Consider the following 25,359-nt stretch of genomic DNA (forward strand, 5'->3'; position numbering starts at 1 on the left):
TATGAAAAGAAAAAGACAGCATCACTACTGTCTTTTACATAAACGTATCCACAATTAAAAAGAGATTGAGTGCGACAACAAGAGCTGCTATCACCCAAGATATTCCTGTTACCCAGCGGGCATTCGTTAATTCGCCCATAATTCGTTTTTTACTTGTAAATAAGATGAGCGGAATTAAAGCAAAGGCAATACCAAAGGATAAGACCACCTGGCTCATCACAAGTGCAGATGTCGGATTCACCCCAGATGCAATGATCACAATAGGGGGAATCATAGTAATCAGCCGGCGGACATACAGCGGAATCCGGTATTGAATAAAACCCTGCATAATGATATCGCCTGACAATGTACCGACAGAAGAGCTTGATAGTCCGGCTACAAGCAGTCCTACACCAAATAAGATAGCTGATACAGGACCTGCGAGTGTGCTAAAATGCTGGAACGCAACATCCAGATCTTCAACAAAGAGACCATTTTTATAAAATAAAGCGGCTGCCACAATCAACATACTGGCATTGATGGCTCCAGCGACTAGCATCGCAATAAGGATATCTAAAAACTCAAAGCGGAAAATCTGTTTTTTCTCCTTTTCCGTTCTGCCGACGACTCTCCTTTGGGTTAATGCTGAATGTAAATAGATCGCGTGCGGCATCACAGTGGCACCTAAAATTCCAGCTGCAAGCAGTACACTATCTGCGCCATCAAATTTTGGAATGAAAAGCCCGCCTGCGACACTTGCCATATCAGGCTTGGCGACAAAGGTTTGCACAGCAAAAGCGATCACGACAACGAACAGCATGCCGGTGATGCCGGCTTCTAATGCGCGATATCCCCGTCTTTGCAATTCTAAAATCGCAAATGATCCGATAGCTGCAATAATGGATGCTTCAAGCAGCGGGATCCGAAAAAGCAAGTATAAACCAAGTGCAGCCCCGATAAACTCGGCTAAATCTGTGGCAATAATGACGAGTTCGCCCTGAATCCATAAACCGATGGAGACGGGTTTTGGAAACTCTTCACGTGCGATTTCAGGTAAGTTTTTACCTGTCGCTATTCCAAGCTTTGCGGACAAGGATTGGATGAGCAAAGCCATGAGATTTGATATGAGAATGACCCATAAAAGGAGATATCCATATTTAGAGCCAGCCGCAATGTTGGTGGCAAAATTTCCTGGGTCAATATAAGCAATGGCAGCGATAAAAGCAGGGCCTAGAAAAGGAAGAAGCCTTCTAAATCCTTTGACCTTACCTTCAAGTGCACGCTCAGCTGCCGCTGACATGTGTGCCTGTGCCTCGATGTATTTGTTTGTCATATGTCATCACCTAGATTCTACAAAGTTTTGCTTGGGCACAAAAAGTTTCCTTGATGCAATTTTTAATCATCATATGCCCATATTCATGAAAAGTCAACTATCTGAACTAATAGGTTTGTTTATCATATGTAAGTGAAAAAAATAGATACCTTGTCAACGAGCAACATAAAAAACACCGCCTCTTAGACGGTGTCCCTACTGCTTCCTCTGTTATTTGTTTTTTAAGATACCCTTGATCCCACACTGCGGAAGATCAGGCTTAAAATAATGACAAAGATCGCTGCTCCTAAGATTGCTGGAATGATCGCAAAGCCTGCCAGACTAGGACCCCACGTTCCAAGTAATCCATGACCAATCCAAGCGCCTACAAACCCGGCAATCATTGAACCGATCCATCCTCCTGGTACACTGCCCCCAGCGAGTGCACTCCCAATGAGACCGATGACAATCGCCACAACTAATGAAATTAGAAATCCTAACATGTTGACCACTCCTCTTTTGTTTGTTTATTAAGCAATAACCGTTTTGAAAAAAATTAAAACCTTTCGGAACCGCTTCAATGTTCTATACGTATGATGGACAAGGATTGTGTATAATAACAGACAAATACTTCAGCGACATCTAAGGAGGCATATGCATGGAGGAAAGAGAGTGGCTAAAAGCACAATTAAAGGAGATTGAAAAATGGGAGAAAGACCAGCAAAAGGTATGGTTTTGGGAGAAACTCAGCCGCCTTCCATTTCAAATGCTGGACAAGCTGACGCCTGCTTTTATTCAGGAAAAAATCGGTGTGCTGCTAGATGAAATGGGTCATTACATTCAGTCTGGCGGTGCCTATTTGACGTCGGAAAAAGGCATCATTCGTCAATTTCAAAAGAAGTGTGAGGGCGAATCCATCCAGCGTATAGAGGATATTGGAAAGGCCCCAATCGAATTGATGGATGCCATTAGTGAACATATGGGGAAAAACAGAACGAATCTCGCGACGGTACAAGGTGCGACAACTGGTGTCGGCGGAATGTTTACGCTAGCTGCTGATATTCCTGCGGTACTGGGCCTCTCTCTGAAAACATTGCAGGATATTGCCGTCACCTATGGCTATGATCCTAAAAACAAAGAGGAGCGGGTCTTCATCATTAAATGCTTGCAGCTGAACTCTGCGGATGTCGTTGGAAAGAAATCGATTCTAAAAGAGCTGAAAAGCTATCATGCATCCGAAGGGAAGCATGAAAACATGATTTCTCAAATCCAAGGGTGGCGTGAGGTCGTCTATAATTACCGGGATTCGTTCGGCTGGAAGAAACTGTTTCAGCTTGTGCCCATTGCTGGGATTTTGTTTGGTGCCGTTTCGAACCGCTCACAATTAAAAGGAATTGCCGAAACAGGCATGATGCAATACCGAAAACGAAGAATTTTAACAAGATTAGAAGAGCTCACGCAGCAAGAACAGAGTGAATCCGGCGCATAAAAAAATCCCTTATCAAAGGGATTTTTTTATTTGCTCTCATCCTCTTCCTGAAAAGCATGAATAGGTGAGTGTTCATAACGTGCACGCAGTTCGCGGATCTGTTTGATGAGGGTGGATCCGATCGTTTTTTCGGCTTCATCATACAAAGGATCAAGGGCTTTCATCCATTTTTGTCTTTCTGCTGGCGTCAATTCATGAATGGCAATCGGTGATTCACGTTTAATGTCCTCCAGCTGATCTTTGTTCATCTGTTCTGCATGCTTTTCATTCCAAGCCGTTGTTTCTTCCATGGCTTCAAGTAAAATTCGTTTCGTTTCGGGTGTCTGGCGGTCAAAGAAGGATTGATCTGTTAAGACCACATAGCCTAAATACCCGTGATTGCTGATCGTCATATAGTCTTGTATATGATAGAATTTTTTTGAATAAATATTTGAAATGGTATTTTCTTCACCGTCTACTTTTTTGGTTTCTAATAGCTGAAACGTTGAATTAAATGATTCCTGATAGGGCTTTGCGCCAAGGAGTTTGAATTGTTTTTCAATCATGTCGCTTTGCATAATGCGGAGAGACTGGTTTTTTAAATCAGCCGGCTGTTTGATGGGCCCTTTATTAGAGGTAATTTGCTTAAAGCCATTTGTCCAATAAGCCATTCCCTTTAATCCATCTTTTTGCAGCGTGCCAAACAACCTTTGTCCAATTGCACCGTGCAGGCCTTCTTGAACCGCGCTGTAATTTGAAAAAGCAAAGGGAAGATCAAGTGCCAGCCACTCAGGAGACAGCATGCCGAGCTTCGAGGTAGACGGAGCGATAAATTGAACTTGATTCTCTTTGAGTGCATTAATTTCTTCAATATCAGAATAAAGGCTTCCGTTGGAGAAAATTTGAATGCTGATCTTTCCATCGGATTTTTCGTGCACGAGCTCAGCAAATTTCTTTGCGGCAAGTCCTTTGGGTGTATTGTCTGCCACGACATGGCTGAATTTGAACACAAGCTGGTCCTTCAGTCCTGTCTGTTCATCATCAAAGGTTGTCGCTGATTTTGGCATCATATGATAAAAACCAAAGTATAAAGCGGTTACAAAACCGATCATGAGCAAAAGTGTATAAGCGAGTAAATTCTTCATGCGTCAGATCCCCCTTATGTCAAGCATACTTGACAGAGGAAGAATTCGTAAAGATACAGGTGAAAAAATGATGAGAAATCGATTGAAATTACAACAATTATCTATTAGATGGAAGCTTACCATCCTCACATATTTCGTTGTCATTTTCGCCCTTTTAATCGGAGGAATTGTCCTTGTTGGGGGAATTCAGCAAACAGAGGAACGGGAGCTTCGAAAAAGACTCATGAACACGGCGAGAACTGTGGCTGAAATGAATGAGGTGAAGCAGGCGTTAGCTGATCAGACAAAGGAACGTGATCGATTACAGCATGCGATCGAAGAGATTCGGATTATTCAAGACGCTGACTACATTGTTGTGATGGATATGGATCATGTGAGATTAACGCATCCAGTGAAAACGAGGATTGGCCAGCGCTCAGAAGGAACTGATGAAGAGCCGGCTTTTGCAGAGCATATTTATTTCTCAGAAGCAGAGGGAGAGCTTGGAACAGCCATCAGAGCTTTTTATCCAGTCAAGGATGATCAATTTAATCAAACAGGGGTTGTGCTTGTAGGAAGAACTCTGCCAAGTATGGCAGATATATTAGGAGAAATGAAGCGCGATATCCTCATGATCCTCCTCTTGACGCTCAGCTTTGGGCTTGTGGGTTCATTTTTACTCGCCCGTCATATTAAACAGCAAATGTTTAAGCTGGAGCCGCATGAGATTGTCAGAATGCTAGAGGAACGCACTGCAACCTTTCACTCTATTAATGAAGGGGTTATCGCCATTGATAATCAGCACATGATTACCATTTTTAATGAGAAGGCGAAGCAGATTTTTGGCGTGACGGGTGATGTCGTGGGCCGGAATATTTGGGATGTGCTGTCTGATACAAGACTTCCTGAAATTATCGATCGCGCAGAACCCGTCTACAATGAAGAAATTCATATGAGCGGAAAGCGGATCATGAGCAGCCGGATTCCGATTGTGATGAAAAAGAAGATCATCGGAGCAGTTGCCATTTTTCAGGACCGGACGGAAGCGGCAAAATTGGCGGAGGAGCTCACAGGGGTTAAGAACTTTGTGGACGGTTTGCGGGTGCAAAACCATGAGCATATGAATAAGCTTCATACGATTGCCGGTCTGATTCAGCTGGGTAAAGCCGATCAGGCGCTCGATCTGGCCTTTCAAACGACAGAGGAGCAGGAACATGTGACGGACTTTCTTCACCGCGTCATAGAGCATGATGCTGTCTCAGGGTTATTGATGAGCAAAATCAGAAGGGGCAAGGAGCTTGGCATCATGGTCGAAGTAGATGAACATAGCTGTCTGCGTGATTTCCCTGAACGGCTTGATCAGCATGATATGACGAAGCTGCTCGGAAATCTCATTGAGAACGCCTTTGCTTCGTATGATACTGTAGAAAGAGACACAAAAGTCATTTCCATTAGTATCGATCAAACGGAGGATGTCCTCGCGATTTTAATTGAAGACAATGGCTCCGGGATCGAAGAAGAAATGATTCCTTCTATTTTCGATAAAGGCTTCACACATGGCAAAGAGGGCGGAACAGGCTATGGCCTGTATATTGTAAAAACGATTATCGACAAAGGGATGGGAAGTGTAGAGGTCACATCAAGCATCGGCATTGGTACCACCTTCTCAATCGAATTCCCAATGACCATAGAGGAGAGAGACAGATGACTCAGATTAAGGTGCTGTTAATTGAAGATGACCCGATGGTGCAAGAAGTGAATAAAGAGTTCATTATGAGTGTTCCTGGCTTTCAAGTAGCAGCTGTCGCTGGAAATGGGGAGCAGGGCATCCAGCTGATCAAAGAGATTCGTCCAGACCTCGTGGTACTTGATGTATATATGCCAAAAAAGGATGGCGTCAAAACGCTGCAAGACATCAGAAAACAGAAGATGAAAGTGGATGTGATTGTCATTTCAGCAGCGAAGGACAAAGAGACCATCGGCATCATGCTTCAAAATGGTGCGCGGGATTATATTATTAAACCATTCAAATTTGAACGAATGAAAGAATCACTTGAAAGCTATAAGGCGTTTAAATCAAAAATCCAAACCGCAGCAGAATTTTCTCAGGAGATGCTCGATGATATCATACGAAAGCCTGCTGTTAAGCAGGAAGATACTTGGCTTCCTAAAGGGCTGAATGTGCATACGATGAACGAAATTAAAGCTTATATGGGCTTGCAGGAAGGCGCCCAGTCTGCAGAGGAAGTTGCTAATGCACTTGGCATAGCCCGTGTCACGGCACGCCGGTATTTAGACTTCCTCGTCAAAGAAGGCGAGCTGAAATTAGATATGCAATATGGGGGGATTGGACGGCCTGTGAATAAATATATCGTACATTCTGACTAAGAGACCAAAAAGACCAAAATGTACGATATGTCCATAAGCTTCACAGCCTTTGGTGAAATCGCTATCATTTATCTACAGATAACAGTTAAGCGTTTACATCAAAGGGTGAGGGAGTTGATTTTTTATGAAAAGGCTTTTGAAGAACCTGACATTTCAGGTGATTGCAGCTGTCATCATCGGGATCATTGTCGGGATGGTTTGGCCAAACGTCGGAAAAGAAATGAAGCCGCTTGGTGACACCTTTATCAATGCCGTTAAAATGGTCATTGCACCAATTATTTTCTTAACCATTGTTCTTGGTATTGCCAAGATGGGGGATATGAAAAAGGTTGGAAAAGTTGGGGGAAAAGCATTTATTTATTTTGAAGTCGTCACGACACTTGCTCTGGTCATCGGTCTTTTTGTTGTGAATATCATGAAGCCAGGTGCAGGTCTTGACTATAGCAAGCTTGAAAAAGGGGATGTCTCACAATATACCCAAAATGGCGGACAGGGTATCGACTGGATGGAATTTGTTACACACATCGTGCCATCTAACATGGTTGATGCTTTCGCAAAGGGTGATATTTTACAGGTCTTATTCTTCTCTATTTTATTCGGTGTTGCGCTCGCTGCTCTTGGCGAGAAGGGGAAAGGCATCATCGAATGGCTTGATAAGCTGTCACTTGTTTTCTTTAAAATCATTGGATATATCATGCGTGCTGCGCCGCTCGGTGCGTTTGGGGCAATGGCTTATACGATCGGACACTTTGGTTTAGCATCAATTAGACCGCTGGCAAGTCTGATGCTCTCCGTTTATATGACGATGTTCCTGTTCATCTTCGTTGTGCTGAACATCATTTGTAAAATGTATGGCTTCAGCCTGCTAGGTTATTTAAGGTTTATCAAGGATGAAATTTTGATTGTTCTTGGCACAAGTTCTTCAGAATCCGTGCTGCCAAGAATGATGGATAAAATGGAACGCTACGGGTGCTCTAAGTCTGTTGTTGGTCTTGTCATTCCAACAGGTTATTCCTTTAACCTAGACGGAACTTCAATCTATTTATCAATGGCCGTCGTCTTCTTGGCACAAGTGTTTGGTGTAGACTTGTCGATCGGTCAGCAGATCACTATTATCCTTGTTCTGATGCTTACATCAAAGGGAGCAGCTGGGGTGACAGGAAGCGGATTTATCGTGCTTGCATCTACTCTTGCGGCACTACAGGTCATTCCGTTAGAGGGTCTAGCACTGCTGCTTGGGGTTGACCGCTTCATGAGTGAAGGAAGAGCGATTACAAACCTCATTGGAAATGGAATTGCAACAATTGTTGTCGCGAAGAGTGAAGGTGAATTTGACGAAGCGAAGAGCAAAACAGCACTTCAGGAAATGCGGAATATGAAGCAGGCTGTTTAGTATAAAAACAACCAAAAACCGAAACCTTATGTTCTACATGGGTTCGGTTTTTTTGTGTAAAAAAGAAAAAACAATAAAATTAATACAAATCGTAAGACCTCTTTGACCTTTTATTATATAATTTACAGAAAGATCCGATATAATGTATATCAGATACGATGAAAAATAGACTTTAGTCCTGGCAGGTGTGTAACGTAATGACGGCATTTTTAAAATTGTTCGAAAAACCCGGTGTTAAGCGGTTTTCAGTATTTGTAGTATTAGCCACAGCATTATATCTATTAAGAGGAATGATGAATTTAATTCTTTTGACCTTCATTTTCACCTTTTTGATGAATCGGTTGGAAGAGGTCATTAGAGGCTTTTTAAATCGCTTCCTGAAAATAGGACAGAAATCGGTCATTACCATTTTGTATATTCTTCTGGCTGGCGGATTGACATTTGGCGGATTCGTTTTTGTGCCAATCATCGCCAAACAGGTAGAGCAGCTATTTCATTTAGGAAAGAAAATTGCAGATCATCCACAAGATTTACCCTTCTTTGACGTCATCACGAACGTATTCGGAGATTTCAAAATATCAGCTTTCTTTGAGAAAGGGTTTAATTTCCTCTATACATACATAACCGATTTCAGCACATTCAGTATCCAGGTCATTATGTCCTTAATATTAAGCATGTTCTTCCTGTTCGAAAAAGAACGCCTCATTCAATTCATGAACAAGTTCAAAACGAGTAAAATCTCCGTGTTCTATCATGAAATTGCCTTCTTTGGACGTAAATTTTCCCGAACGTTTGGAAAAGTACTTGAAGCTCAGTTTATTATTGCAACCGTTAATTGTGTGCTAACGACCATCGCGTTAGGCATTATGGGTTTCCCGCAGTTATTTGGATTAGCGGTCATGGTCTTTTTGCTAGGCTTAATCCCAGTAGCGGGTGTAGTGATCTCTCTTATTCCACTCAGCATCATTGCGTATACACTCGGAGGCGGAATGTATGTCCTGTATATTGTGCTGGTGATTGTCATTATCCATGCCATTGAAGCATACTTCTTGAATCCGAAGCTCATGTCAGCTAAAACAGAGCTCCCTATTTTCTTCACGTTTATTGTGCTGATCTTCTCTGAACACTATATTGGCATTTGGGGACTTATTATCGGTATCCCAATCTTTGTGTTTATTTTAGATATTCTTGAAGTGACAAATAGGGAAGAAAGTAATTAAAAAGTTCATATGAACCTGTTTACAATTTTCTAAAAATAAGGTATAAATGGTATGAAAATATCATATTACCACACGCTTAATCCTTCTAAAGGAATGGGGGACCCAAATTTTTGGGGTGAATTTTTCTTATCTGAGAAAAAAGGACATCTCTTCGTCCTAACCCGTCAGCTAACCTCATCAGCGTGAAGAGAGTAGACAGTGGTACATGTATGGACACGCAGGCCCACGAGAAGACTCTCTCGTGGGCTTTTTGACGAGGAAGGGGAGATTTTATTGAAGCTGGCGACGAAAATTATTATTGCCTTGTTTGTAGGTGCAATCACAGGATTGCTGCTCAACCTTTTTGCTCCAGATGTATTCAAAGTGTTAGACCCTTATTTATTTACACCTCTAGGTCAAATCTTCTTAAACCTGATTAAAATGCTGGTTGTGCCCATTGTATTCTTTTCGATCACGCTCGGTGTAGCAGGCCTTGGTGATCCGAAGAAGCTAGGCAGAATCGGCGCAAAAACCATTACTTATTTCCTGCTCACTACAACTTTTGCCATCATCATTGGCATCTCATTAGCCTTATTGATCAAGCCGGGAGCCTTCGGCAATTTTGATACAAAAGCGGCTGATTATTCCGCAGAGGAAGCCCCATCAATGGCAGACACACTACTCAACATCATTCCAACCAATCCAGTCCAATCGTTAGTTGAAGGAGACATGCTTCAAATTATCGTCTTCTGTGTATTTTTAGGTCTTGGCATAGCCATGCTTGGTAAAAAAACGGAAGGCTTGCTGAAACTGTTTGAACAAGGAAATGAATTAATGATGTATCTTGTCGGTGTTGTGATGAAATTTGCACCGTACGGGACATTCGGTTTGATTGCAACGGCAATCGGCAGTCAGGGGCTGGATGCCATGAAAGCGATGGGACTTTACTTCTCGGTCGTGTTAATTGCGCTTATCCTGCATTTCTTCCTGACATATGGATCAACCATTGCTATCTTAGCTAAACGAAATCCAATGGCATTCTTTAAGGGATTTTCCCCAGCGATGGTTGTTGCATTTAGTACATCAAGCAGTAACGCAGTGCTGCCGGTATCAATGGAAACAGCGCAAAAGCGTTTAAAGGTGCCAGAGCCGATTTCAAGCTTTGTGCAGCCGCTGGGTGCAACCATTAATATGGATGGCACAGCCATTATGCAAGGTGTTGCGACCATTTTTATCGCTCAAGTGTATGGGGTTGAACTGACGCTTGTTCAAATGCTGACGGTTGTCTTAACAGCTGTTTTAGCAAGTATCGGTACAGCAGGTGTCCCAGGGGTAGGGCTCATCATGCTGGCCATGGTGTTAAATTCCGTGAATCTTCCTGTTGAGGGAATAGCGCTGATCCTTGGCATAGACCGCTTATTAGATATGGCAAGAACCGTAGTTAATATTACAGGTGACGCAGCATGTGCGGTGATTGTTTCTGAAACTGAAAAGAAGCACGAAAAAGAAGCGCCGACACCTAACTTATCACTGTAATAAGCAAGAAGGGCTGACTGGATCAGTCCTTTTTTTCATGGATTGATTTGTCTCGCGTGATATACTTTTTACAGGATGAGCGGTCATAACTGCCGCCACAGGCTTTACATCAGAAGGAGGAACCACTTTGCAGTCTGCTGTTTTAAAAGTAGAGAAAGTCGATAAACTAATTGGCCGGAAAATGATCTTGCAGGATATTTCTATAGACATTGGGCAAGGAGAAATTGTCGGATTACTTGGTCCCAATGGGTCTGGAAAAACAACTTTGATTCGATTGATCGTTGGCTTGATGAAAAAAAACAATGGCAACATCATGATCAATGGATATTCACAAGATGACGATTTTCTTAAAGCGATGTCATCTGTTGGTGCGATCATAGAAAACCCAGAATTTTATTCGTATTTAACAGGCTTTGAAAACCTTGAAATGTATGCAGCGATGCACGATGGCGTGACGGAGGAACGCATTCAGGAAGTGGTGGAAAGAGTTCGTCTGGAGGATGCCATTCATCAGAAGGTCAAGACGTATTCACTAGGGATGAAACAAAGGCTTGGGATTGCACAAGCTATTTTGCATCGGCCGAGCCTGCTCATTTTAGACGAACCGACAAATGGACTGGACCCTGCAGGAATGAAGGAATTCCGGGAGCACTTACAAATGCTTGTAAAGGAAGAAGGAACCTCGGTGTTATTTGCGACGCATTTATTGCATGAGGTAGAGGAGCTATGTGACCGCATGATTATCATTCAAAAGGGACAGATCAAAGCTAGTACTCATCTCCGGGATATGGAGGGGAAAGAGCAGGTGCTGATGAATGTTCAGCCAGTAGAAAAGGCCGTCTCATGGCTTGACGCACACGACTATACATATGAACGAAATGGAGCGCGTGTACTGCTTCAACTGAACAAAGAACGTGTGCCAGAGCTGAACAAACAGCTTGTGCTGGCGGGGTTTGATGTACTTGAATTGATGCCTCAAAAGCAGTCAATTGAAGAGGCATTTATGAAATGGACGGAAGGCGGGACGACAGATGCTTAACCTCATCAAGAATGAGCATAAGAAAATCATGAAGAAAAAGATCACACTCATTGCTCTTTTATTGATCGTTGTATTTCAACTGGCCATGGCTCTAACCTTAAAACGAGTCATATCAAGCTTTGGTGGACAAGACACAGTCGCGAACTATTTTGCTTATTCCACGAACGTCGTGTTTATTTTGCAGGTGCTTGCTGTTGTTATTGGCGCGACCTTGATCTCAACAGAGTTTCAGAAAAGGACGATCAAGTTTCTATTGATCCGGCCAAAAACAAGACTGCACATTTTTCTGTCAAAATACATCACACTTGTGCTGACAGTCATTTATTTGTTTGTTTTTTATTATGTTTTGGCTTTTCTATTTGGTCTTATTTTCTTCGGTACTGATTTTGATGAAAGAACAGGGCAATTATTTCAGCATACGTTTGCCGTCATTGGATCTCAGTGGGTGGAAGTGATCATGATGGCAAGCTTTGCTTTTATGTGTTCCAGTTTGTTTAGAAACAGTCTTGTTGCCCTTGTGACCTCGTTTTTTGTTTTATATGCGGCGAAATCACTTGTGCCGATCATGTCTCTCTTAGAAAATCAGTGGGGGAAAATCCTCCTTTTCGCGAATACGGACTTTACTCAGTACAGCTTTCAAGGACCGCCGCCTTTTCATGGGATGAGCATTTTGTTTTCTCTATTTATAGTAGGGGCGCATTTTGTTTTCTTTATTGGATCGGCTTGGATTCTTTTTTGGAAACGTGATGTAAATGTGTAAAAATTGTGTCAAATAACAAGAAAAATTCGTGACATCTTTGTGAAAACGAGTCTGTATTTCACGATAACCTGCTGATTTTGTCTTATAATAAGAAAGAGTCATGGAGGTGGCACTATCGTGAAAAATTTCATTACGGCTTTACCAATTTTGCTGCTGCTGTCGTTTTCGTTTGTGTCTTTTGCCTTCCAATTTGATCATCTTGTTTATTTCAGACTAGCGCTGGGGATTTTTTCGTTAGCGGGTCTTTTCTTTCTGTATACACTTAAAAGAAATATGAAATGGTTCATGGTCTATTTATATGCGAGCTGGATCGTTCTTGCTGCCGTCACGACATTTGAGGAACCAGTCTTTTCTCAATTTTTCTTCGGTGGTTTAACGATGACAATGGGTTATCTCACATATATGCTCATTTATTTAGGTATGAAGCAGGACCGTGTAGCGAAATCACATTAAAACAAAAGCCGATAAAATCGAATAACAGATTTTATCGGCTTTTTTATTTTGTTGAAGCAGACAAAAGAGCAGTCAGTGATGACTGCTCCTCTCATAGTTATGATTCACGCCCAGCAGCTGCAAGCTGCTTCTGGTGTTTTTTGTCGATGGTTTCGTAAATACTTTCCATCATTTGAGGATCGCGCATGATGGCCTTTTTGTTCTCTTCAATCAATTGCTGGTAGGTTTTAATTTTCTTCTTAGACATGTGACTCATCGCTCCTTAATAAGAATGGACGTCTATAGGATTTCACATAGATGAAATTGATAATCATTTTCAATTAGCAATTCCATTATACAAAGACAAATGTCAGAAGTAAAGATTCAATTCAGAAAATTCACGTAACCGACATATTCCAAGCTGGTTCGACGCTGCATTCTTTCCCAGGAAATAATGTTGTCGTGACTTGTCGTAAGTGAAACATCAATTTGAAACGTTTTGGCTGTGCAGCTCGTCTTATGAAGAGATTTAAAAAGAAAAAAGACATCAGCAAGAGTTTGCTGATGTCCTTCGTTTCATCAATTAAGAAACGTGCTCTTGAAGAAATTCTGTCACTTCTTCAGGCGATTTTGCATTTGCACTGTGTAAATGACCTGTTTTTTCACCATTTTTGAAAATTAACAGGCTTGGAATGCCCATTACCTGATACGTTTCAGCTAATTCAGGGAAATCATCTTTATTTATTTCAAACCATTCATGGTGAGCATAAGCTTCTAGGATGTCTGGAATGAACATGTCCATTCTTGTACAGTCAGGACACCATGTTGCAAAGAATTTAACGATGACTTCTTTGTCTGATTGAATCATTTCATTGAATTGTTCAGTACTTGTGATTTTTTTCAATTTGTCACAACTCCTTTTCATTGTCATTTTAATATAAAATAAAGGCGAATGACATACAAATGCTCGGGAGGCGCTTACAACCTTTACAAATCATTTCAATTACGTAACAACAAAAATTAATTAGAGCATTTTTGCTTGAAAGTGATAAGATAGTAAAGATGAATTTTAGTGGGGGGAGTATCCATTGAAAATAAGTTTAGGATTGATTTACGGCGGAAAGTCAGCCGAACATAATGTATCACTGCAAACAGCCCTTGCAGTTACAAAAGCACTTAACACTGAGAAGTTCGATATACATCCAATTTATATTACAGAAGAGGGTGAATGGTTAAGAGGAGAAAAACTCACTGAACCAGTATCAAACGTCAAAATGCTTCAATTTGAACAGAACGCAAAGACGTTTTTACCAACTTCTTTAAATGAAAGCATGTTTCCACAGCCTGCATCGGCTGATGAGAAAATTGATGTTGTCTTCCCGTTGCTGCACGGACCAAATGGAGAAGATGGCACAATGCAAGGATTACTTGAACTGTTAAATATCCCGTATGTCGGCAACGGCGTTCTCGCGTCTGCCGCGGGTATGGATAAAGTCATGATGAAAGATGTTTTTGCACAAGCAGGACTTGCACAAGCAAAGCACCTTTCTTTCAATAAAAAAGACTACGAGAAAGCGACACCAGACAGCTTAGAACAGGTGGAAAAAGTACTGGGCTATCCATGCTTTGTGAAACCTGCCAACATGGGATCAAGTGTTGGAATTAGCAAATGCCGCAGCAAAGAAGAACTGCAGACTGCATTTGACCTCGCTTTCCAATATGATCGTCGTGTGGTCGTAGAAGAAGGCGTCGTTGGAAGAGAAATCGAGATTGGTGTATTAGGCAATGATGAGCCGAAATGCTCTGTCGTTGGTGAGATTGCGCCTAAAACAGATTTTTATGATTACAAAGCAAAATATGAAGACGGCGATACAGATTTGATCATTCCGGCGAGTGTGTCAGAGGATGAATATAAGACGATTCATGACATGGCAATTAAGGCATTTAAAGCCCTCGATGGATCTGGTCTCGTACGTGCAGACTTCTTCCTTACAGAAAAAGGTGAAGTGTTGATCAATGAAGTGAATACAATGCCTGGATTCACACCATTTAGTATGTTCCCATTACTTTGGAAGCACACTGGTGTAGAGTATCCAGAGTTAATTGAAAAGCTGGTGTCACTTGCAATTGAACGCCATCAAGAAAAACAAACCATTAAAACAACTTTTTAATGTGAGCAGCAAGCAGACACTATCCTTAGGTAGTGTCTCTTTTCCTTCAAACGTGAAATGAGAAAGAGAGGCGAAAAATCATGATCAAACGTACAGTGAAACAAATCGCCCAAATGGCTGGTGGAACCCTATCTAATCAAGCTTTTGGCGAAGAACAGATTCACGGAGTGACAACAGATACACGAAAAGTATCAAACGGCGCCCTGTTTATCCCGCTTATCGGAGAACATTTTAATGGTCACACATTTGCTTCGAAAGCAGTGGAGCTTGGAGCATCAGCTGTTCTTTGGAATCAAAAAGAAGCCAATCCGCCAGAAGGCGTTCCGGTAATTCTTGTAGAGGATACACTAGCTGCCCTTCAACAGCTGGCGAAATCATACTTAAAAGAAGAAAACCCTCGTGTTGTCGGTATTACAGGAAGTAATGGGAAAACCACAACGAAAGATATGATTCATTCCGTCTTGCAAACAGCGTATCGAGTTCATAAAACAAACGGTAACTTTAATAATCATATCGGTCTTCCGCTCACCATTCTTGCAATGCCAGAAGGAACCGATATTGCGGTTTTGGAGATGGGCATGAGTGCAAAAGGCGAAATCGAATTTTTATCAGATCTGGCTGAGCCTGATGCGGCAGTCATCACAAATATCGGGGAATCACATATGCAAGATTTAGGATCAAGAGAAGCCATTGCTGATGCAAAATGTGAGATCGTAAAAGGATTAAAAGAAGACGGCATCTTTTATTACTTAGGTGATGAGCCTTTGCTTCGCGAAAGAGCAAGTTCACTTTCTCAGCGTGTGAAAACCTTTGGAGAAGCAGAGGACTGTGATATCAAGGTAACGCACATCAACCAGCTTGCAGAAGGAACAGAATTTCAGGTCGAAGGGTATGCCCAAGGTTTTCTCATTCCTGTATTAGGGAAACATAATGTGAAGAATGCACTTGCTGCTATTGCTATAGGCCAGCATTTTGGGCTGAATGAAAGACAAATTGCCCAAGGACTGATGCAAACGAAGTTGACGGGGATGCGTCTTGAGCTGATTAAAACAGACAAAGGAATCACTGTCATCAATGATGCATATAATGCAAGTCCTACTTCTATGAAAGCAGCCATTGATCTTGTGGGAGATATGGACGGCTTCGCCAATCGTATTCTTGTACTTGGAGATATGCTCGAAATGGGCAGCGAAGAAGAAACGTATCATTATGAATTAGGCCGTTACATCAAGCCAGAATTTATTGATCATGTCATGACGTATGGCCGTCTAGGTGCATTCATTGCTGAAGGAGCGAAAAAATCATTCGGGGCTGAGCACGTCTTCTCCTTTATGGACAAAGAGGACCTGAAGAAAAAACTAGCTGAAGTGGCAGGGCCTGACGATGTTGTGCTTGTCAAAGCCTCACGCGGTATGAAATTGGAAGAAGTCATTACTGCACTATAAAAGTGAGAAGGTGACAGAATGATTGGCTGTTTATGTATCCACGGTTTTACTGGTGCCCCTTATGAAGTAGAACCGCTGGCGCAATATTTAAAACAGGCGGCAGATTGGAATGTGCAGTCTGTTACGCTTCCGGGGCATGGAGAGGAGCTTCAGTTAAAAGGCATTCTTTATCAAGAATGGATAGCGACAGCTGAACTCGAACTTCTATCCCTTTATCGAACTTGTGACACCATGTATTTGATCGGCTTTTCTATGGGCGGAATGATTGCTTCTTATTTAGCAGCGAAGTACCCAGTTGCCCGTCTCGTCCTATTAAGTGCTGCGGCTAAATATGTGAACCCAAAACAAATGATGCAAGACACAAGGCAGATGGTAAAGGAGTCCCTGTCTGGGTTAATTGATACAAACCCTTTGTATGATCGATATCGTCATAAGCTCACAAGCACGCCGCTGTCAGCTGCGATAGAATTTATGAAGCTGGTAAAGCAAACGAAGAATTCGCTTGAGAAGCTTCATCTGCCTGTGTTAATTGTTCAAGGTGAAAGCGACGGAATTGTGCCCGCTTCAAGTGCAGAATTTATTTATCATAAAGTCCCGTCTCGCCAGAAAGAAATGTTTTATTTGCCCGATTGTAAACATCATGTTTGTCATGAGCCATGTGCCCAGCAATTGTTTGAGAAAGTAGAACATTTTTTAAAAAAAGCAATTTAATCTATAGAAAAGCTAAAATGTGGCTAAACTAATATAAATTGAATCCCACTTGTTAAAATTTGCATCATTTTTGTCGAATGAGTGACAGGCATATGGTACAATAGGAAAGAAAAGGTGGTTGATTCGGTTGTTTCAATATGACGGAAAAACCTTTGTCCCGCAGTCTAATTCGAGTAACGGAGAAGTATCAGCAGGAACCATATTTCAATATCGTCAGGACGGGAATATATTAACGGGCACATATCAAGGCGGCAGTATTATATCTGGCGTACTTGTAGGAACTGTGAATGAGGATGGAACACTTCATTTTAGATATCACCATGTAAGCAAGGACGGCAGCATGAGAAGCGGGACTTGCAATTCCACTCCAAAGCAGCTGGATAACGGAAAAATTCAACTGTTTGAAAAGTGGAAATGGATGGACGGAGATCAAAGTGAAGGTGAATCTGTCATTGTAGAACAGTAGATATATCCATTTCTGTCTTGTTGAAAAACAAATAGGGTAATGGTAAGATATAAGGTAGGGTAATTCGGGCTTTGTATATAATGGACCTGTCCTTTCGGAAAAGGGCAGTTTTTAATGATCATTCACGAGATTACTGAAACAGCAATTAGAAGGAGTTTGAATAATTTGACTATAACGTTTCAAGATTTTCAATTAAGCGAAAGTCTCATGAAAGCTATTAACCGCATGGGATTTGAAGAAGCAACACCGATTCAAGCGGAAACAATTCCTCTCGGTCTTCAGAATAAAGATGTCATTGGACAAGCACAAACAGGTACAGGAAAAACTGCAGCATTTGGTATTCCTCTTGTAGAAAAAATTGACCCAGCTTCTCCAAACATCCAAGCGATTATCATTGCGCCAACAAGAGAATTAGCGATTCAAGTATCTGAAGAGCTATATAAAATCGGCCAAGACAAGCGTGCGCGCGTACTTCCGATTTACGGTGGACAAGATATCGGCCGCCAAATCCGTTCGCTCAAGAAAAATCCTCATATCATCGTAGGGACTCCAGGACGTTTACTCGATCACATTAACCGTCGTACAATGCGTCTTCAAAATGTTGAAACAGTTGTGCTTGATGAAGCAGACGAAATGTTAAACATGGGTTTCATTGAAGACATTGAATCGATCCTTTCAAATGTACCAAGTGAACACCAAACACTTTTATTCTCTGCGACAATGCCTGCACCAATTAAGCGCATTGCAGAGCGTTTTATGACAAACCCAGAACACGTAAAAGTAAAAGCGAAAGAAATGACAGTCTCTAACATCCAACAGTTCTACTTGGATATTCACGAGCGTAAAAAGTTTGATACATTGACTCGTCTTCTTGACATTCAATCACCTGAGCTTTCAATTGTCTTCGGCCGTACGAAACGCCGTGTTGACGAATTGACTGAAGCACTTAACCTTAGAGGTTATACAGCTGAAGGAATTCATGGTGACCTGACTCAAGCAAAACGTATGGTTGCGCTTCGTAAATTCAAAGAAGGTTCAATCGATGTGCTTGTAGCAACAGACGTTGCAGCACGTGGACTTGATATCTCAGGCGTCACACACGTGTATAACTTTGACGTACCGCAAGATCCAGAAAGCTACGTTCACCGTATTGGACGTACTGGACGTGCTGGACGTACAGGTATGGCGATGACATTCATCACACCACGTGAAAAAGATATGCTTCGTGCGATTGAGCAAACGACTAAACGTAAAATGGATCGTATGAAAGAACCAACACTAGATGAGGCAATCGAAGGACAACAGCAAGTAACCATTGATCGTCTGCGTACAATCATCAGTGAAAACAACTTGAACTTCTACATGACAGCTGCTGCTGAATTGCTGGAAGATCATGATTCTGTGACAGTGGTTGCGGCTGCCATCAAAATGATGACAAAAGAGCCGGATGCAACGCCTGTTCGTTTGACAGATGAAGCACCAATGATTTCAAAACGCAATCGTAACAACCGCAGCTCTTCTAAACGTAGAGACGGTGGCGGCGGAGGCGGCTATCGCGGGAAAGGCCGTTCATCTTACGGTGATAAAAAGCGTTCTTCAAATGACCGCAATCGTTCTTCTAACGATCGTCGTCAAAAGAAATCTTATAACAACTAACATACAAGAGCGAATCCTTTGCAGGGTTCGCTTTTTTTAACAGGCTGAAATTGAAACTTTTTAGGCTTTGTTACGTAATATATTGATAGAAAAGTAAGAGAATGGGGGAAGAATGTGAGAAAACAGCCGCAACGTCAAATTAGTTTAAATGGTTTAAAGGTATGGCGTCTTCAAAATGGAATTATCTCATTGATTTTCTTACTCATCATCATTGGGGTATTTGTTGCCAGCTACTATTTTCAATGGCCATATTGGATTGGAGCGATCCTTTCTGGTTTATGGGTCTTACAGGTCATTTTTGGCATTTGGCTCATACCAAAAATCCGCCACCACATCTGGCGCTACGAAGTATTCGAAAATGAAATTGAAATACAGCATGGACTCATTCGCGTCACACGTGTAATTGTGCCAATGGTTCGTGTTCAGCATGTTGATACATCTCAAGGACCGCTTTTAAGGCGCTACCGTTTGGCCTCTGTTCAAATTTCGACTGCTGCCACAGTTCATGATATACCGGCGCTAGAATTAGAAGAGGCAGATGAGCTTCGTGATTACATATCTCGTTTAGCAAGGGTGACGGAAGATGATGTCTGAACCAAAACGTGTACACCCCATTTCGATGTTCATTGATTTTATATCAGATGCTGTATCCATGATCAAAAACTTCATTATCCCTTTTTTCGTGCTGATTTTTGTGAACTCGAATTCGAGCATTCGCTTTTATGCATTTATCATTCTTGGTGTGCTTCTTTTATGGAAAGCCGTTTTTACCATTTTAGAATGGAGACGATTCACTTACCGGATGGAAGACGATGAATTTCGTGTGGAATCGGGTGTGATTACGAAAAAGAAAAAATATATCTCGTTAGAACGAATTCAAACGGTCAATACAAGTGAAGGTATTTTCCAGCGGATTTTCGGTTTAGTGCGGGTTCAAATCGAAACGGCAGGCGGAACGGATGGTCCAGAAGTGAGCCTGACCGCGATTACAAAAGCAGAAGCGGAACAATTAAAGCAGTCGATTTTCAACCGGAAGAAAAGCTTGCAGGAAGAAGAAATGACGGATGAAGCAGGTGATCTGAATGGCCATTTGACTGCGCAAAAACCTATGCAGGAAGAAATCAATGTCTCCTATCGTATGGGTGTGCCAGAATTGCTTTTGGCTGCGACCACTTCAAGCGGTATCGGTGTCATTATCTCAGGGTGTCTCGCCATCTACACGCAAATAGATGAAATTCTCCCTTTGGACGGGTTCTTCAAGCAGTTCTCTTTTTTAAGCCATGCGAGCATTGAAATCTATGCGATTTTGATATTTCTTGCCGTATTGATCGCATGGATCTTGAGTGTTGGGGTAACAGCACTTCAGTATGCGAATTTTGCTGCAAAACGAAAAGGGAATGACATCATCATTACAAGAGGGCTCATCGAGAGACATCAAATGACCATTCCACTTGCGAGAATTCAAGCAGTGAAAATCAAAGAGAATATGATCCGTGAGCCTTTTGGTTTTGCGACGGTGATGCTTGTTAGTGCGGGAGGTTCGATCACAGAGAAAGAAACCTCTTCCGTCTTATTTCCGCTCATTCGGAAGAAAAAAATAAATGAATTGCTGTCACAATTCACCGATCATTATCATGTAGCACCAGAAACAGAGCTGAAAAAAGTGCCAAAACGTTCGCTCAAGCGCTACCTGATCTCATATGGCTTTGTGCCGTTACTTGTAGGTATCATCCTGTCGGTACGCTTTCCGCCATGGGGATATTTGGGACTCATTCCGTTACCGCTTGCTCTATTCTTTGGCTATTTAGCTTATAAACAATCAGGATATACAATCAAAGATTCATTGATTCAAATGACATCAAGAGGCATTGGCAAGACCACTGGCATTGTCTTGAGAAAACGAATGCAAAACTATACGATGACGCAATCTTTTTTCCAAAAGAAAGGTCGGGTCGCCAGTATTCACACCTTTGTGAAATCCTCTGCGCTGCTTGATTCCTTTGGTGTGCATCACCTTGAGGAAGAAGATGCGGCACGTGTATTTGATTGGTATTCGTATGAAAAAAATCAATCGTCTTAAACGAAAAATGTCGATCAGCTCCTGCTTGAGGAGTGATCGACATTTTTTATGAGATTAATAGCGTCTTTTTTTCGAATGGAAAAGCAGCGTAATCGGTGCTAGAATCATACCGCCGATCAATCCAAATAAGTGAGCCATGATATTGATGTTCGAATTGACGAACGTCATGATGACAGAAACAGCAAGAATCGTTAAAATCACTTGTGAATTCCCGCGGTCCATCATGTGCGGTTTAAACAGGACAAGGTATAGATAAACCCCAAACAAACCGAAGATCGCACCAGAAGCGCCAACATGTACATACTCTAAAGGCTCCACCCAATAGGTTCCGAGATTGCCAATGAATCCTGCACCGAGATAAATGATTAGAAATCGAACCTTCCCAAGCAAATGTTCAAGCGCTGGAGCGAACAAGAAAAGGGACATGGAATTGAATAAAATATGCGTGAGACTTCCGTGCAGAAAAATAGGTGTGACGAGACGCCACCATTCCCCAGCTGCTACACCATAATTGAAACCGACGAGATGATCCTGACCAAGCTGTATAATAGGGATAGGAACCGCAAATATAAGCCACAGGCCGATTTGTAAAGCAAGGATCGCTGTTACGATTGGATACGATCTAATAAATTGTTGAAAGCTCTCCGTTCGAATAAACATAACAAACCCCTTTTGACTAGATAATGGTAAGTTTATAGTAACACGTTTATGAAGCGAACACTCAAATTAGTACGAGTATCATAGGAGGTACCTCATGATCAAAGGAATAGGCATTGATATTGTAGAGATCGACCGTCTTTCGCGGGTGCTCAGCAGACAGCCCCGTTTACCGGAACGAATTTTGACTTTAAGTGAACAGGACGTCTTTCTTACACTCAGTGAAAAAAGACAGCTGGAATTTTTGGCAGGACGCTTTGCGGCAAAGGAAGCCTTCGCTAAAGCATACGGAACGGGAATCGGTCAGCATTTAAGCTTTCATGACATAGACATTCAAAAAGACGATAAGGGGAAACCCTTCATCAAAAGCGAGAAAGCAGAGGGCGATCAGGTCCATGTGTCGATAACCCATACAAAGGAATATGCTGCTGCACAAGTTTTAATTGAAAGGTTGTCAAGCTAGTCTGCATATTGTTTGTCCCCCCTTCATATATTGGGTAGTGCGATAAGGAAGGGCGAGTTGCTAACAGGCTTTGATGGTTCGCGGTACGCAGTTAACTCTTGAGGCGTACTGTTAAAGTCAAACAAGCGGTTTCTTCCTTTTAACACAATTAACGAAGGGGTTGAAAAGGGTGAGAAAAAGCTTTGTTTTGCTTGTAACGGGAATCCTTTTTGTACTGATTCTCTCCGCATGCGGTCAAAAATCTCAGAAGGATATCGTTGGAGATTTAAACAAAAAGGCAGAGGAAATGACATCATACAAAGCCAAAGCAAAAATGACCATTGAGACAGGAAATGACCCGCAGGAGTACCAGGTAGAAATTTGGTACAAAAAGCCGGAGCTTTACCGTGTCTATTTAGAAAATCCGAAAAAGGATCAGAGTCAAGTCATTTTAAGAAATGGCAATGGTGTGTTTGTGCTGACACCTTCATTGAACAAGAGCTTCCGTTTCCATAGTGATTGGCCGAATAATAGCAGTCAGGTCTATTTATTCGAATCACTTGTGAAGGACATTAAAAATGACAGTGCAGCTCAGTTCAAAGCGAAAGAGTCAAAGTATGTGTTCGAAACGAAGACCAATTATCAGCACAACCAAATGCTGCCTACCCAAGAGATTACCTTTCATAAGAAAACAATGGCGCCTGCCAGTGTAAAAGTGCTGGATAGCGACAAAAAGCCAATGGTGAAAGTGGAATTCTCTCACTTTGAATTCAATAAATCCTTTGACAAAGATGCATTTGATGAGAAGAAAAACATGACACTCTCTCAAATGGATGTTGCCACAAGTGCAGACCCATCTGACAGCTTTGCGGTGAAAACACCAGTTGATATGCCAGAAGGCGTGAAGAAGATGGAAGAGAAAGAAATGACGACAGATGCTGGGAAGCGTTATGTGATTACGTACGGCGGCAAGAAATCCTTCACACTCATTCAGGAAAAAGCGCGAGTAGCTGAAGCATCTACGCCTGTCACGATGAACGGTGAGCCGGTCGATCTTGGTATGACAGTAGGGGTTCTGACAGATCAATCCCTCTCATGGACATCTGACGGAGTTGACTACTTAATTTCCTCAAGTGATCTATCGAAAGAAGAGCTTTTGATGGTTGCAAAGAGTGTAGAAGGCCAGTCAGCTAAATAAATGAGATTCTCAGGCGGAAAGCCTTGATAAATGAAGCATCAGCCCTGTGCAAGGGCTGATTTTCTTTGATTTGTTTCACATTATTCTTGATTTTTAGTATCATATGAAGGGATTGAATCATTCAATAGGGAAGTGTGACTGATGGACACAAATGCCTTTTATAGAGACACATGGGCAGAAATTAATTTAACCGCAATCAAGCACAATGTTTCACATATGAAAGATCATATTGGTCAAAATGTTCAATTGATGGCTGTTGTGAAAGCCAATGCATATGGACATGGAGATATAGAAGTAGCAAGAGCTGCACTCGAAGCAGGAGCAGACTTGTTAGCTGTCGCCTTTTTAGATGAGGCCATTTCTTTAAGAAATCAAGGCATTAAAGCACCAATTCTTGTACTCGGCGCAGTACCGCCGGAGTATGTCAAAACCGCTGTTCGATACAATGTGATCATGACCGCTTACTCCATAGAGTGGCTGAGGCAAGTCGCCCATATGGTGAAAGGGCAGATGGGACAACCCATTCGTTTTCATTTGAAAATAGACAGCGGAATGAACCGTTTAGGTGTGAAAACGTTGGAGCAAGTCAGCGAAGTAAAGAAGCTTGTCAGCGAGCATGCTTATTTACAGCTGGAAGGTGTATTTACTCACTTTGCGACCGCGGATGAAAAGGATGAGAACTATTTTGATCGGCAGGTCGACACCTTTCAAACCCTGCTTCAGCCGCTTCATACGGAGAAGCTGCTCGTTCATTGTGCCAATAGTGCAGCGGGTTTAAGGTTTAAAGAAGTGTTGTTTAATATGGTTCGTTTCGGCATCAGTATGTACGGGCTGTCACCATCAGAGGAAATCAAAGATGAACTTCCTTTCAAGCTGGAAGAAGCCATGTCTCTTCATACAAAGCTCGCCCATGTGAAGCTCATTCAAAAGGGTGAGAGTGTCAGCTATGGGGCGACGTATACCGCCAATCAAGATACATGGATCGGTACGGTACCAGTCGGCTATGCAGACGGGTGGATCCGGAAGCTGGCAGGCACGGAAGTACTTGTTGGCGGAAAGCGCCGGAAGATTGCCGGAAGGGTATGTATGGATCAATTCATGGTTGAACTGAAAGAGAATTTTTCAGCAGGGGAGCCAGTCGTTTTGATTGGTGGACAAGGTGAAGAAATGGTATCAGTCGATGAAATTGCAAAAAGGCTTGAAACCATTAACTATGAAGTCACTTGCTCCATTGGCCACCGCGTCCCAAGAGTATATATAGAGGACGGCAAAAGGGTGCATGTGCGGAATCCGCTGCTTCAAGGCGGGTCAAGCTTTTTCTAAGCAGCTTTCACAGGAACGATCGTCAAACTGACATCGTTCCTTTTTATTCTACAAAGAAGGGGTAAACATTCTCCCTTTTTTAGAGATTTTGGAAATACCGTATGATTTTCGGAAAAAAGCGTATAATGTGAAAGAGGAACTCCATTATCATCTTTGATTTACGGGTGAACAGCCGCTTCATGTTCTAATAAGAAATCATGAAAAAACAGCTTTGCTTGCGCATTGAATAATGGTATGATTAGTCTTGGAATGGATCGAAACGGTATCCGTAAGTTTTGTGGAGGTGTATGTTTTTTGTCTGAATCCAGCGCAACAAACGAAATGAAGATTCGACTACCGGAGGCTTTGATGTCTGAAATCGAACGAGTAGCAGAGCAGGATAAGGTAACAAGAAATGAATTGATCTACCGAGCGACAAAAACGTATATTCGTGAACGTAATATTCGACAAAATCGTGAATCGATGAGACGCGGCTACATGGAGATGGCGAAAATTAATCTGAATATCTCTTCAGAGGCACAATACGCAGAATTTGAGGCTGAGAATACAGTTGAGCGATTAGTCAGCGGGGGTTAAACAT

Annotated in this window: 26 protein-coding genes and 1 riboswitch; of the genes, 20 read left to right on the forward strand and 6 right to left on the reverse strand. The window is 42.0% G+C overall.

All coding sequences use genetic code 11. The features are described 5' to 3' along the window. Window positions 1-34 precede the first annotated feature (34 nt). Entirely contained in the window at window positions 35-1,312 is a 1,278-nt protein-coding gene (locus NSS65_RS02420; RefSeq protein ID WP_034283976.1) for an Nramp family divalent metal transporter, read from the reverse strand. A 221-nt stretch (window positions 1,313-1,533) separates the two neighbouring features. Beyond that, window positions 1,534-1,794, reverse strand: coding sequence for a GlsB/YeaQ/YmgE family stress response membrane protein (locus NSS65_RS02425; RefSeq protein ID WP_024427360.1), 261 nt, complete (start codon window positions 1,792-1,794; stop codon window positions 1,534-1,536). Window positions 1,795-1,949: 155 nt separating this feature from the next. Between NSS65_RS02425 and NSS65_RS02430 the strand changes: the two genes are divergently transcribed. Continuing rightward, complete coding sequence (locus NSS65_RS02430) at window positions 1,950-2,780, forward strand: EcsC family protein (protein ID WP_144496848.1); 831 nt, start codon at window positions 1,950-1,952, stop codon at window positions 2,778-2,780. A gap of 26 nt (window positions 2,781-2,806) precedes the next feature. On the opposite strand, the gene NSS65_RS02435 is transcribed toward NSS65_RS02430, so the two are convergent. Beyond that, window positions 2,807-3,904: a DctP family TRAP transporter solute-binding subunit gene (locus NSS65_RS02435; RefSeq protein WP_041116739.1), complete on the reverse strand. Its 1,098-nt coding sequence runs from the start codon at window positions 3,902-3,904 to the stop codon at window positions 2,807-2,809. An 82-nt stretch (window positions 3,905-3,986) separates the two neighbouring features. Between NSS65_RS02435 and NSS65_RS02440 the strand changes: the two genes are divergently transcribed. The 8 genes from NSS65_RS02440 to NSS65_RS02475 all read left to right on the forward strand — a co-directional run bounded on the left by NSS65_RS02440 (window position 3,987) and on the right by NSS65_RS02475 (window position 12,651). Next, a complete protein-coding gene (locus tag NSS65_RS02440; protein ID WP_169737561.1) occupies window positions 3,987-5,591 on the forward strand; it encodes a sensor histidine kinase in 1,605 nt (534 codons plus the stop codon). Next, entirely contained in the window at window positions 5,588-6,271 is a 684-nt protein-coding gene (locus tag NSS65_RS02445) for a response regulator (protein WP_034283970.1), read from the forward strand. Before NSS65_RS02440 ends, NSS65_RS02445 begins: the two co-directional genes overlap by 4 nt. A gap of 124 nt (window positions 6,272-6,395) precedes the next feature. Beyond that, window positions 6,396-7,664, forward strand: a complete 1,269-nt coding sequence (gene dctP, locus NSS65_RS02450) for a C4-dicarboxylate transporter DctP (RefSeq protein ID WP_034283967.1) — start codon at window positions 6,396-6,398, stop codon at window positions 7,662-7,664. Window positions 7,665-7,861: 197 nt separating this feature from the next. Then, window positions 7,862-8,884 carry an AI-2E family transporter gene (locus tag NSS65_RS02455; protein ID WP_024425375.1) on the forward strand — a complete coding sequence of 341 codons (1,023 nt, stop codon included), beginning with the start codon at window positions 7,862-7,864 and terminating at the stop codon, window positions 8,882-8,884. Between the two features lie 63 nt (window positions 8,885-8,947). Beyond that, window positions 8,948-9,081: riboswitch (cyclic di-AMP (ydaO/yuaA leader) on the forward strand. Window positions 9,082-9,157: 76 nt separating this feature from the next. Next, on the forward strand, window positions 9,158-10,399 hold the full coding sequence (locus NSS65_RS02460) for a dicarboxylate/amino acid:cation symporter (protein ID WP_034283966.1): 1,242 nt from the start codon (window positions 9,158-9,160) through the stop codon (window positions 10,397-10,399). Window positions 10,400-10,526: 127 nt separating this feature from the next. Further along, window positions 10,527-11,438 carry an ABC transporter ATP-binding protein gene (locus NSS65_RS02465; RefSeq protein ID WP_034283965.1) on the forward strand — a complete coding sequence of 304 codons (912 nt, stop codon included), beginning with the start codon at window positions 10,527-10,529 and terminating at the stop codon, window positions 11,436-11,438. Beyond that, window positions 11,431-12,198, forward strand: a complete 768-nt coding sequence (locus NSS65_RS02470; protein WP_041116743.1) for an ABC transporter permease — start codon at window positions 11,431-11,433, stop codon at window positions 12,196-12,198. The genes NSS65_RS02465 and NSS65_RS02470 overlap by 8 nt, the downstream gene beginning before the upstream one ends. A gap of 117 nt (window positions 12,199-12,315) precedes the next feature. Further along, window positions 12,316-12,651, forward strand: a complete 336-nt coding sequence (locus NSS65_RS02475) for a hypothetical protein (RefSeq protein WP_017366657.1) — start codon at window positions 12,316-12,318, stop codon at window positions 12,649-12,651. 97 nt (window positions 12,652-12,748) lie between these two features. Here NSS65_RS02475 and fbpB read toward each other — a convergent pair whose 3' ends face one another. Together fbpB and NSS65_RS02485 are read right to left on the reverse strand one after the other, a co-directional pair. Then, entirely contained in the window at window positions 12,749-12,898 is a 150-nt protein-coding gene (fbpB, locus tag NSS65_RS02480) for a Fur-regulated basic protein FbpB (RefSeq protein ID WP_065215285.1), read from the reverse strand. A gap of 315 nt (window positions 12,899-13,213) precedes the next feature. Then, complete coding sequence (locus NSS65_RS02485) at window positions 13,214-13,534, reverse strand: thioredoxin family protein (RefSeq protein ID WP_034283964.1); 321 nt, start codon at window positions 13,532-13,534, stop codon at window positions 13,214-13,216. A gap of 184 nt (window positions 13,535-13,718) precedes the next feature. On the opposite strand from NSS65_RS02485, the gene NSS65_RS02490 reads away from it, so the two are divergent. From NSS65_RS02490 to NSS65_RS02520, 7 genes are all read left to right on the forward strand, one after another. Next, a complete protein-coding gene (locus tag NSS65_RS02490) occupies window positions 13,719-14,801 on the forward strand; it encodes a D-alanine--D-alanine ligase (protein WP_041107469.1) in 1,083 nt (360 codons plus the stop codon). Window positions 14,802-14,881: 80 nt separating this feature from the next. Continuing rightward, window positions 14,882-16,246, forward strand: a complete 1,365-nt coding sequence (murF, locus tag NSS65_RS02495; protein ID WP_070326711.1) for a UDP-N-acetylmuramoyl-tripeptide--D-alanyl-D-alanine ligase — start codon at window positions 14,882-14,884, stop codon at window positions 16,244-16,246. A gap of 18 nt (window positions 16,247-16,264) precedes the next feature. Further along, on the forward strand, window positions 16,265-16,957 hold the full coding sequence (locus NSS65_RS02500; protein ID WP_061110634.1) for an alpha/beta fold hydrolase: 693 nt from the start codon (window positions 16,265-16,267) through the stop codon (window positions 16,955-16,957). Between the two features lie 127 nt (window positions 16,958-17,084). Then, on the forward strand, window positions 17,085-17,423 hold the full coding sequence (locus NSS65_RS02505; protein WP_034283957.1) for a glutamate synthase: 339 nt from the start codon (window positions 17,085-17,087) through the stop codon (window positions 17,421-17,423). 165 nt (window positions 17,424-17,588) lie between these two features. Next, window positions 17,589-19,079 carry a DEAD/DEAH box helicase gene (locus NSS65_RS02510; RefSeq protein WP_061110633.1) on the forward strand — a complete coding sequence of 497 codons (1,491 nt, stop codon included), beginning with the start codon at window positions 17,589-17,591 and terminating at the stop codon, window positions 19,077-19,079. Window positions 19,080-19,193: 114 nt separating this feature from the next. Continuing rightward, window positions 19,194-19,673 (forward strand): PH domain-containing protein, encoded by a 480-nt coding sequence (locus tag NSS65_RS02515; protein ID WP_024425383.1) that lies wholly within the window; start codon window positions 19,194-19,196, stop codon window positions 19,671-19,673. Then, complete coding sequence (locus NSS65_RS02520) at window positions 19,663-21,159, forward strand: PH domain-containing protein (protein ID WP_046313966.1); 1,497 nt, start codon at window positions 19,663-19,665, stop codon at window positions 21,157-21,159. Before NSS65_RS02515 ends, NSS65_RS02520 begins: the two co-directional genes overlap by 11 nt. 54 nt (window positions 21,160-21,213) lie before the next feature. Here NSS65_RS02520 and NSS65_RS02525 read toward each other — a convergent pair whose 3' ends face one another. After that, window positions 21,214-21,819, reverse strand: a complete 606-nt coding sequence (locus NSS65_RS02525) for a rhomboid family intramembrane serine protease (RefSeq protein ID WP_041116754.1) — start codon at window positions 21,817-21,819, stop codon at window positions 21,214-21,216. A gap of 94 nt (window positions 21,820-21,913) precedes the next feature. Here NSS65_RS02525 and acpS point away from each other — a divergent pair, with 94 nt between their 5' ends. The 4 genes from acpS to NSS65_RS02545 all read left to right on the forward strand — a co-directional run bounded on the left by acpS (window position 21,914) and on the right by NSS65_RS02545 (window position 25,355). Further along, complete coding sequence (gene acpS / locus NSS65_RS02530; RefSeq protein WP_041116756.1) at window positions 21,914-22,279, forward strand: holo-ACP synthase; 366 nt, start codon at window positions 21,914-21,916, stop codon at window positions 22,277-22,279. A gap of 160 nt (window positions 22,280-22,439) precedes the next feature. Further along, window positions 22,440-23,456: an outer membrane lipoprotein-sorting protein gene (locus NSS65_RS02535; protein ID WP_098677666.1), complete on the forward strand. Its 1,017-nt coding sequence runs from the start codon at window positions 22,440-22,442 to the stop codon at window positions 23,454-23,456. A 141-nt stretch (window positions 23,457-23,597) separates the two neighbouring features. Then, window positions 23,598-24,779, forward strand: coding sequence for an alanine racemase (gene alr / locus NSS65_RS02540; protein WP_111927705.1), 1,182 nt, complete (start codon window positions 23,598-23,600; stop codon window positions 24,777-24,779). Between the two features lie 294 nt (window positions 24,780-25,073). Next, window positions 25,074-25,355 (forward strand): hypothetical protein, encoded by a 282-nt coding sequence (locus NSS65_RS02545; protein ID WP_003214273.1) that lies wholly within the window; start codon window positions 25,074-25,076, stop codon window positions 25,353-25,355. The last annotated feature ends 4 nt before the right edge of the window (window positions 25,356-25,359 follow it).

The sequence above is a fragment of the Bacillus sp. FSL K6-1006 genome (genome assembly GCF_038593175.1).
In the GTDB taxonomy this organism is placed as follows: Bacteria; Bacillota; Bacilli; order Bacillales; family Bacillaceae; genus Bacillus; species Bacillus safensis.

Bases quoted from the DNA above. Each gene is read 5' to 3' on its own strand.
- NSS65_RS02500 (WP_061110634.1), top strand. From the start codon at position 16,265: ATGATTGGCTGTTTATGTATCCACGGTTTTACTGGTGCCCCTTATGAA.
- murF (WP_070326711.1), top strand. From the start codon at position 14,882: ATGATCAAACGTACAGTGAAACAAATCGCCCAAATGGCTGGTGGAACC.
- NSS65_RS02445 (WP_034283970.1), top strand. From the start codon at position 5,588: ATGACTCAGATTAAGGTGCTGTTAATTGAAGATGACCCGATGGTGCAA.
- NSS65_RS02425 (WP_024427360.1), bottom strand. From the start codon at position 1,794: ATGTTAGGATTTCTAATTTCATTAGTTGTGGCGATTGTCATCGGTCTC.
- NSS65_RS02430 (WP_144496848.1), top strand. From the start codon at position 1,950: ATGGAGGAAAGAGAGTGGCTAAAAGCACAATTAAAGGAGATTGAAAAA.
- NSS65_RS02435 (WP_041116739.1), bottom strand. From the start codon at position 3,904: ATGAAGAATTTACTCGCTTATACACTTTTGCTCATGATCGGTTTTGTA.
- dctP (WP_034283967.1), top strand. From the start codon at position 6,396: ATGAAAAGGCTTTTGAAGAACCTGACATTTCAGGTGATTGCAGCTGTC.
- NSS65_RS02455 (WP_024425375.1), top strand. From the start codon at position 7,862: ATGACGGCATTTTTAAAATTGTTCGAAAAACCCGGTGTTAAGCGGTTT.
- NSS65_RS02470 (WP_041116743.1), top strand. From the start codon at position 11,431: ATGCTTAACCTCATCAAGAATGAGCATAAGAAAATCATGAAGAAAAAG.
- acpS (WP_041116756.1), top strand. From the start codon at position 21,914: ATGATCAAAGGAATAGGCATTGATATTGTAGAGATCGACCGTCTTTCG.
- NSS65_RS02420 (WP_034283976.1), bottom strand. From the start codon at position 1,312: ATGACAAACAAATACATCGAGGCACAGGCACACATGTCAGCGGCAGCT.
- NSS65_RS02525 (WP_041116754.1), bottom strand. From the start codon at position 21,819: ATGTTTATTCGAACGGAGAGCTTTCAACAATTTATTAGATCGTATCCA.
- NSS65_RS02520 (WP_046313966.1), top strand. From the start codon at position 19,663: ATGATGTCTGAACCAAAACGTGTACACCCCATTTCGATGTTCATTGAT.
- alr (WP_111927705.1), top strand. From the start codon at position 23,598: ATGGACACAAATGCCTTTTATAGAGACACATGGGCAGAAATTAATTTA.
- fbpB (WP_065215285.1), bottom strand. From the start codon at position 12,898: ATGTCTAAGAAGAAAATTAAAACCTACCAGCAATTGATTGAAGAGAAC.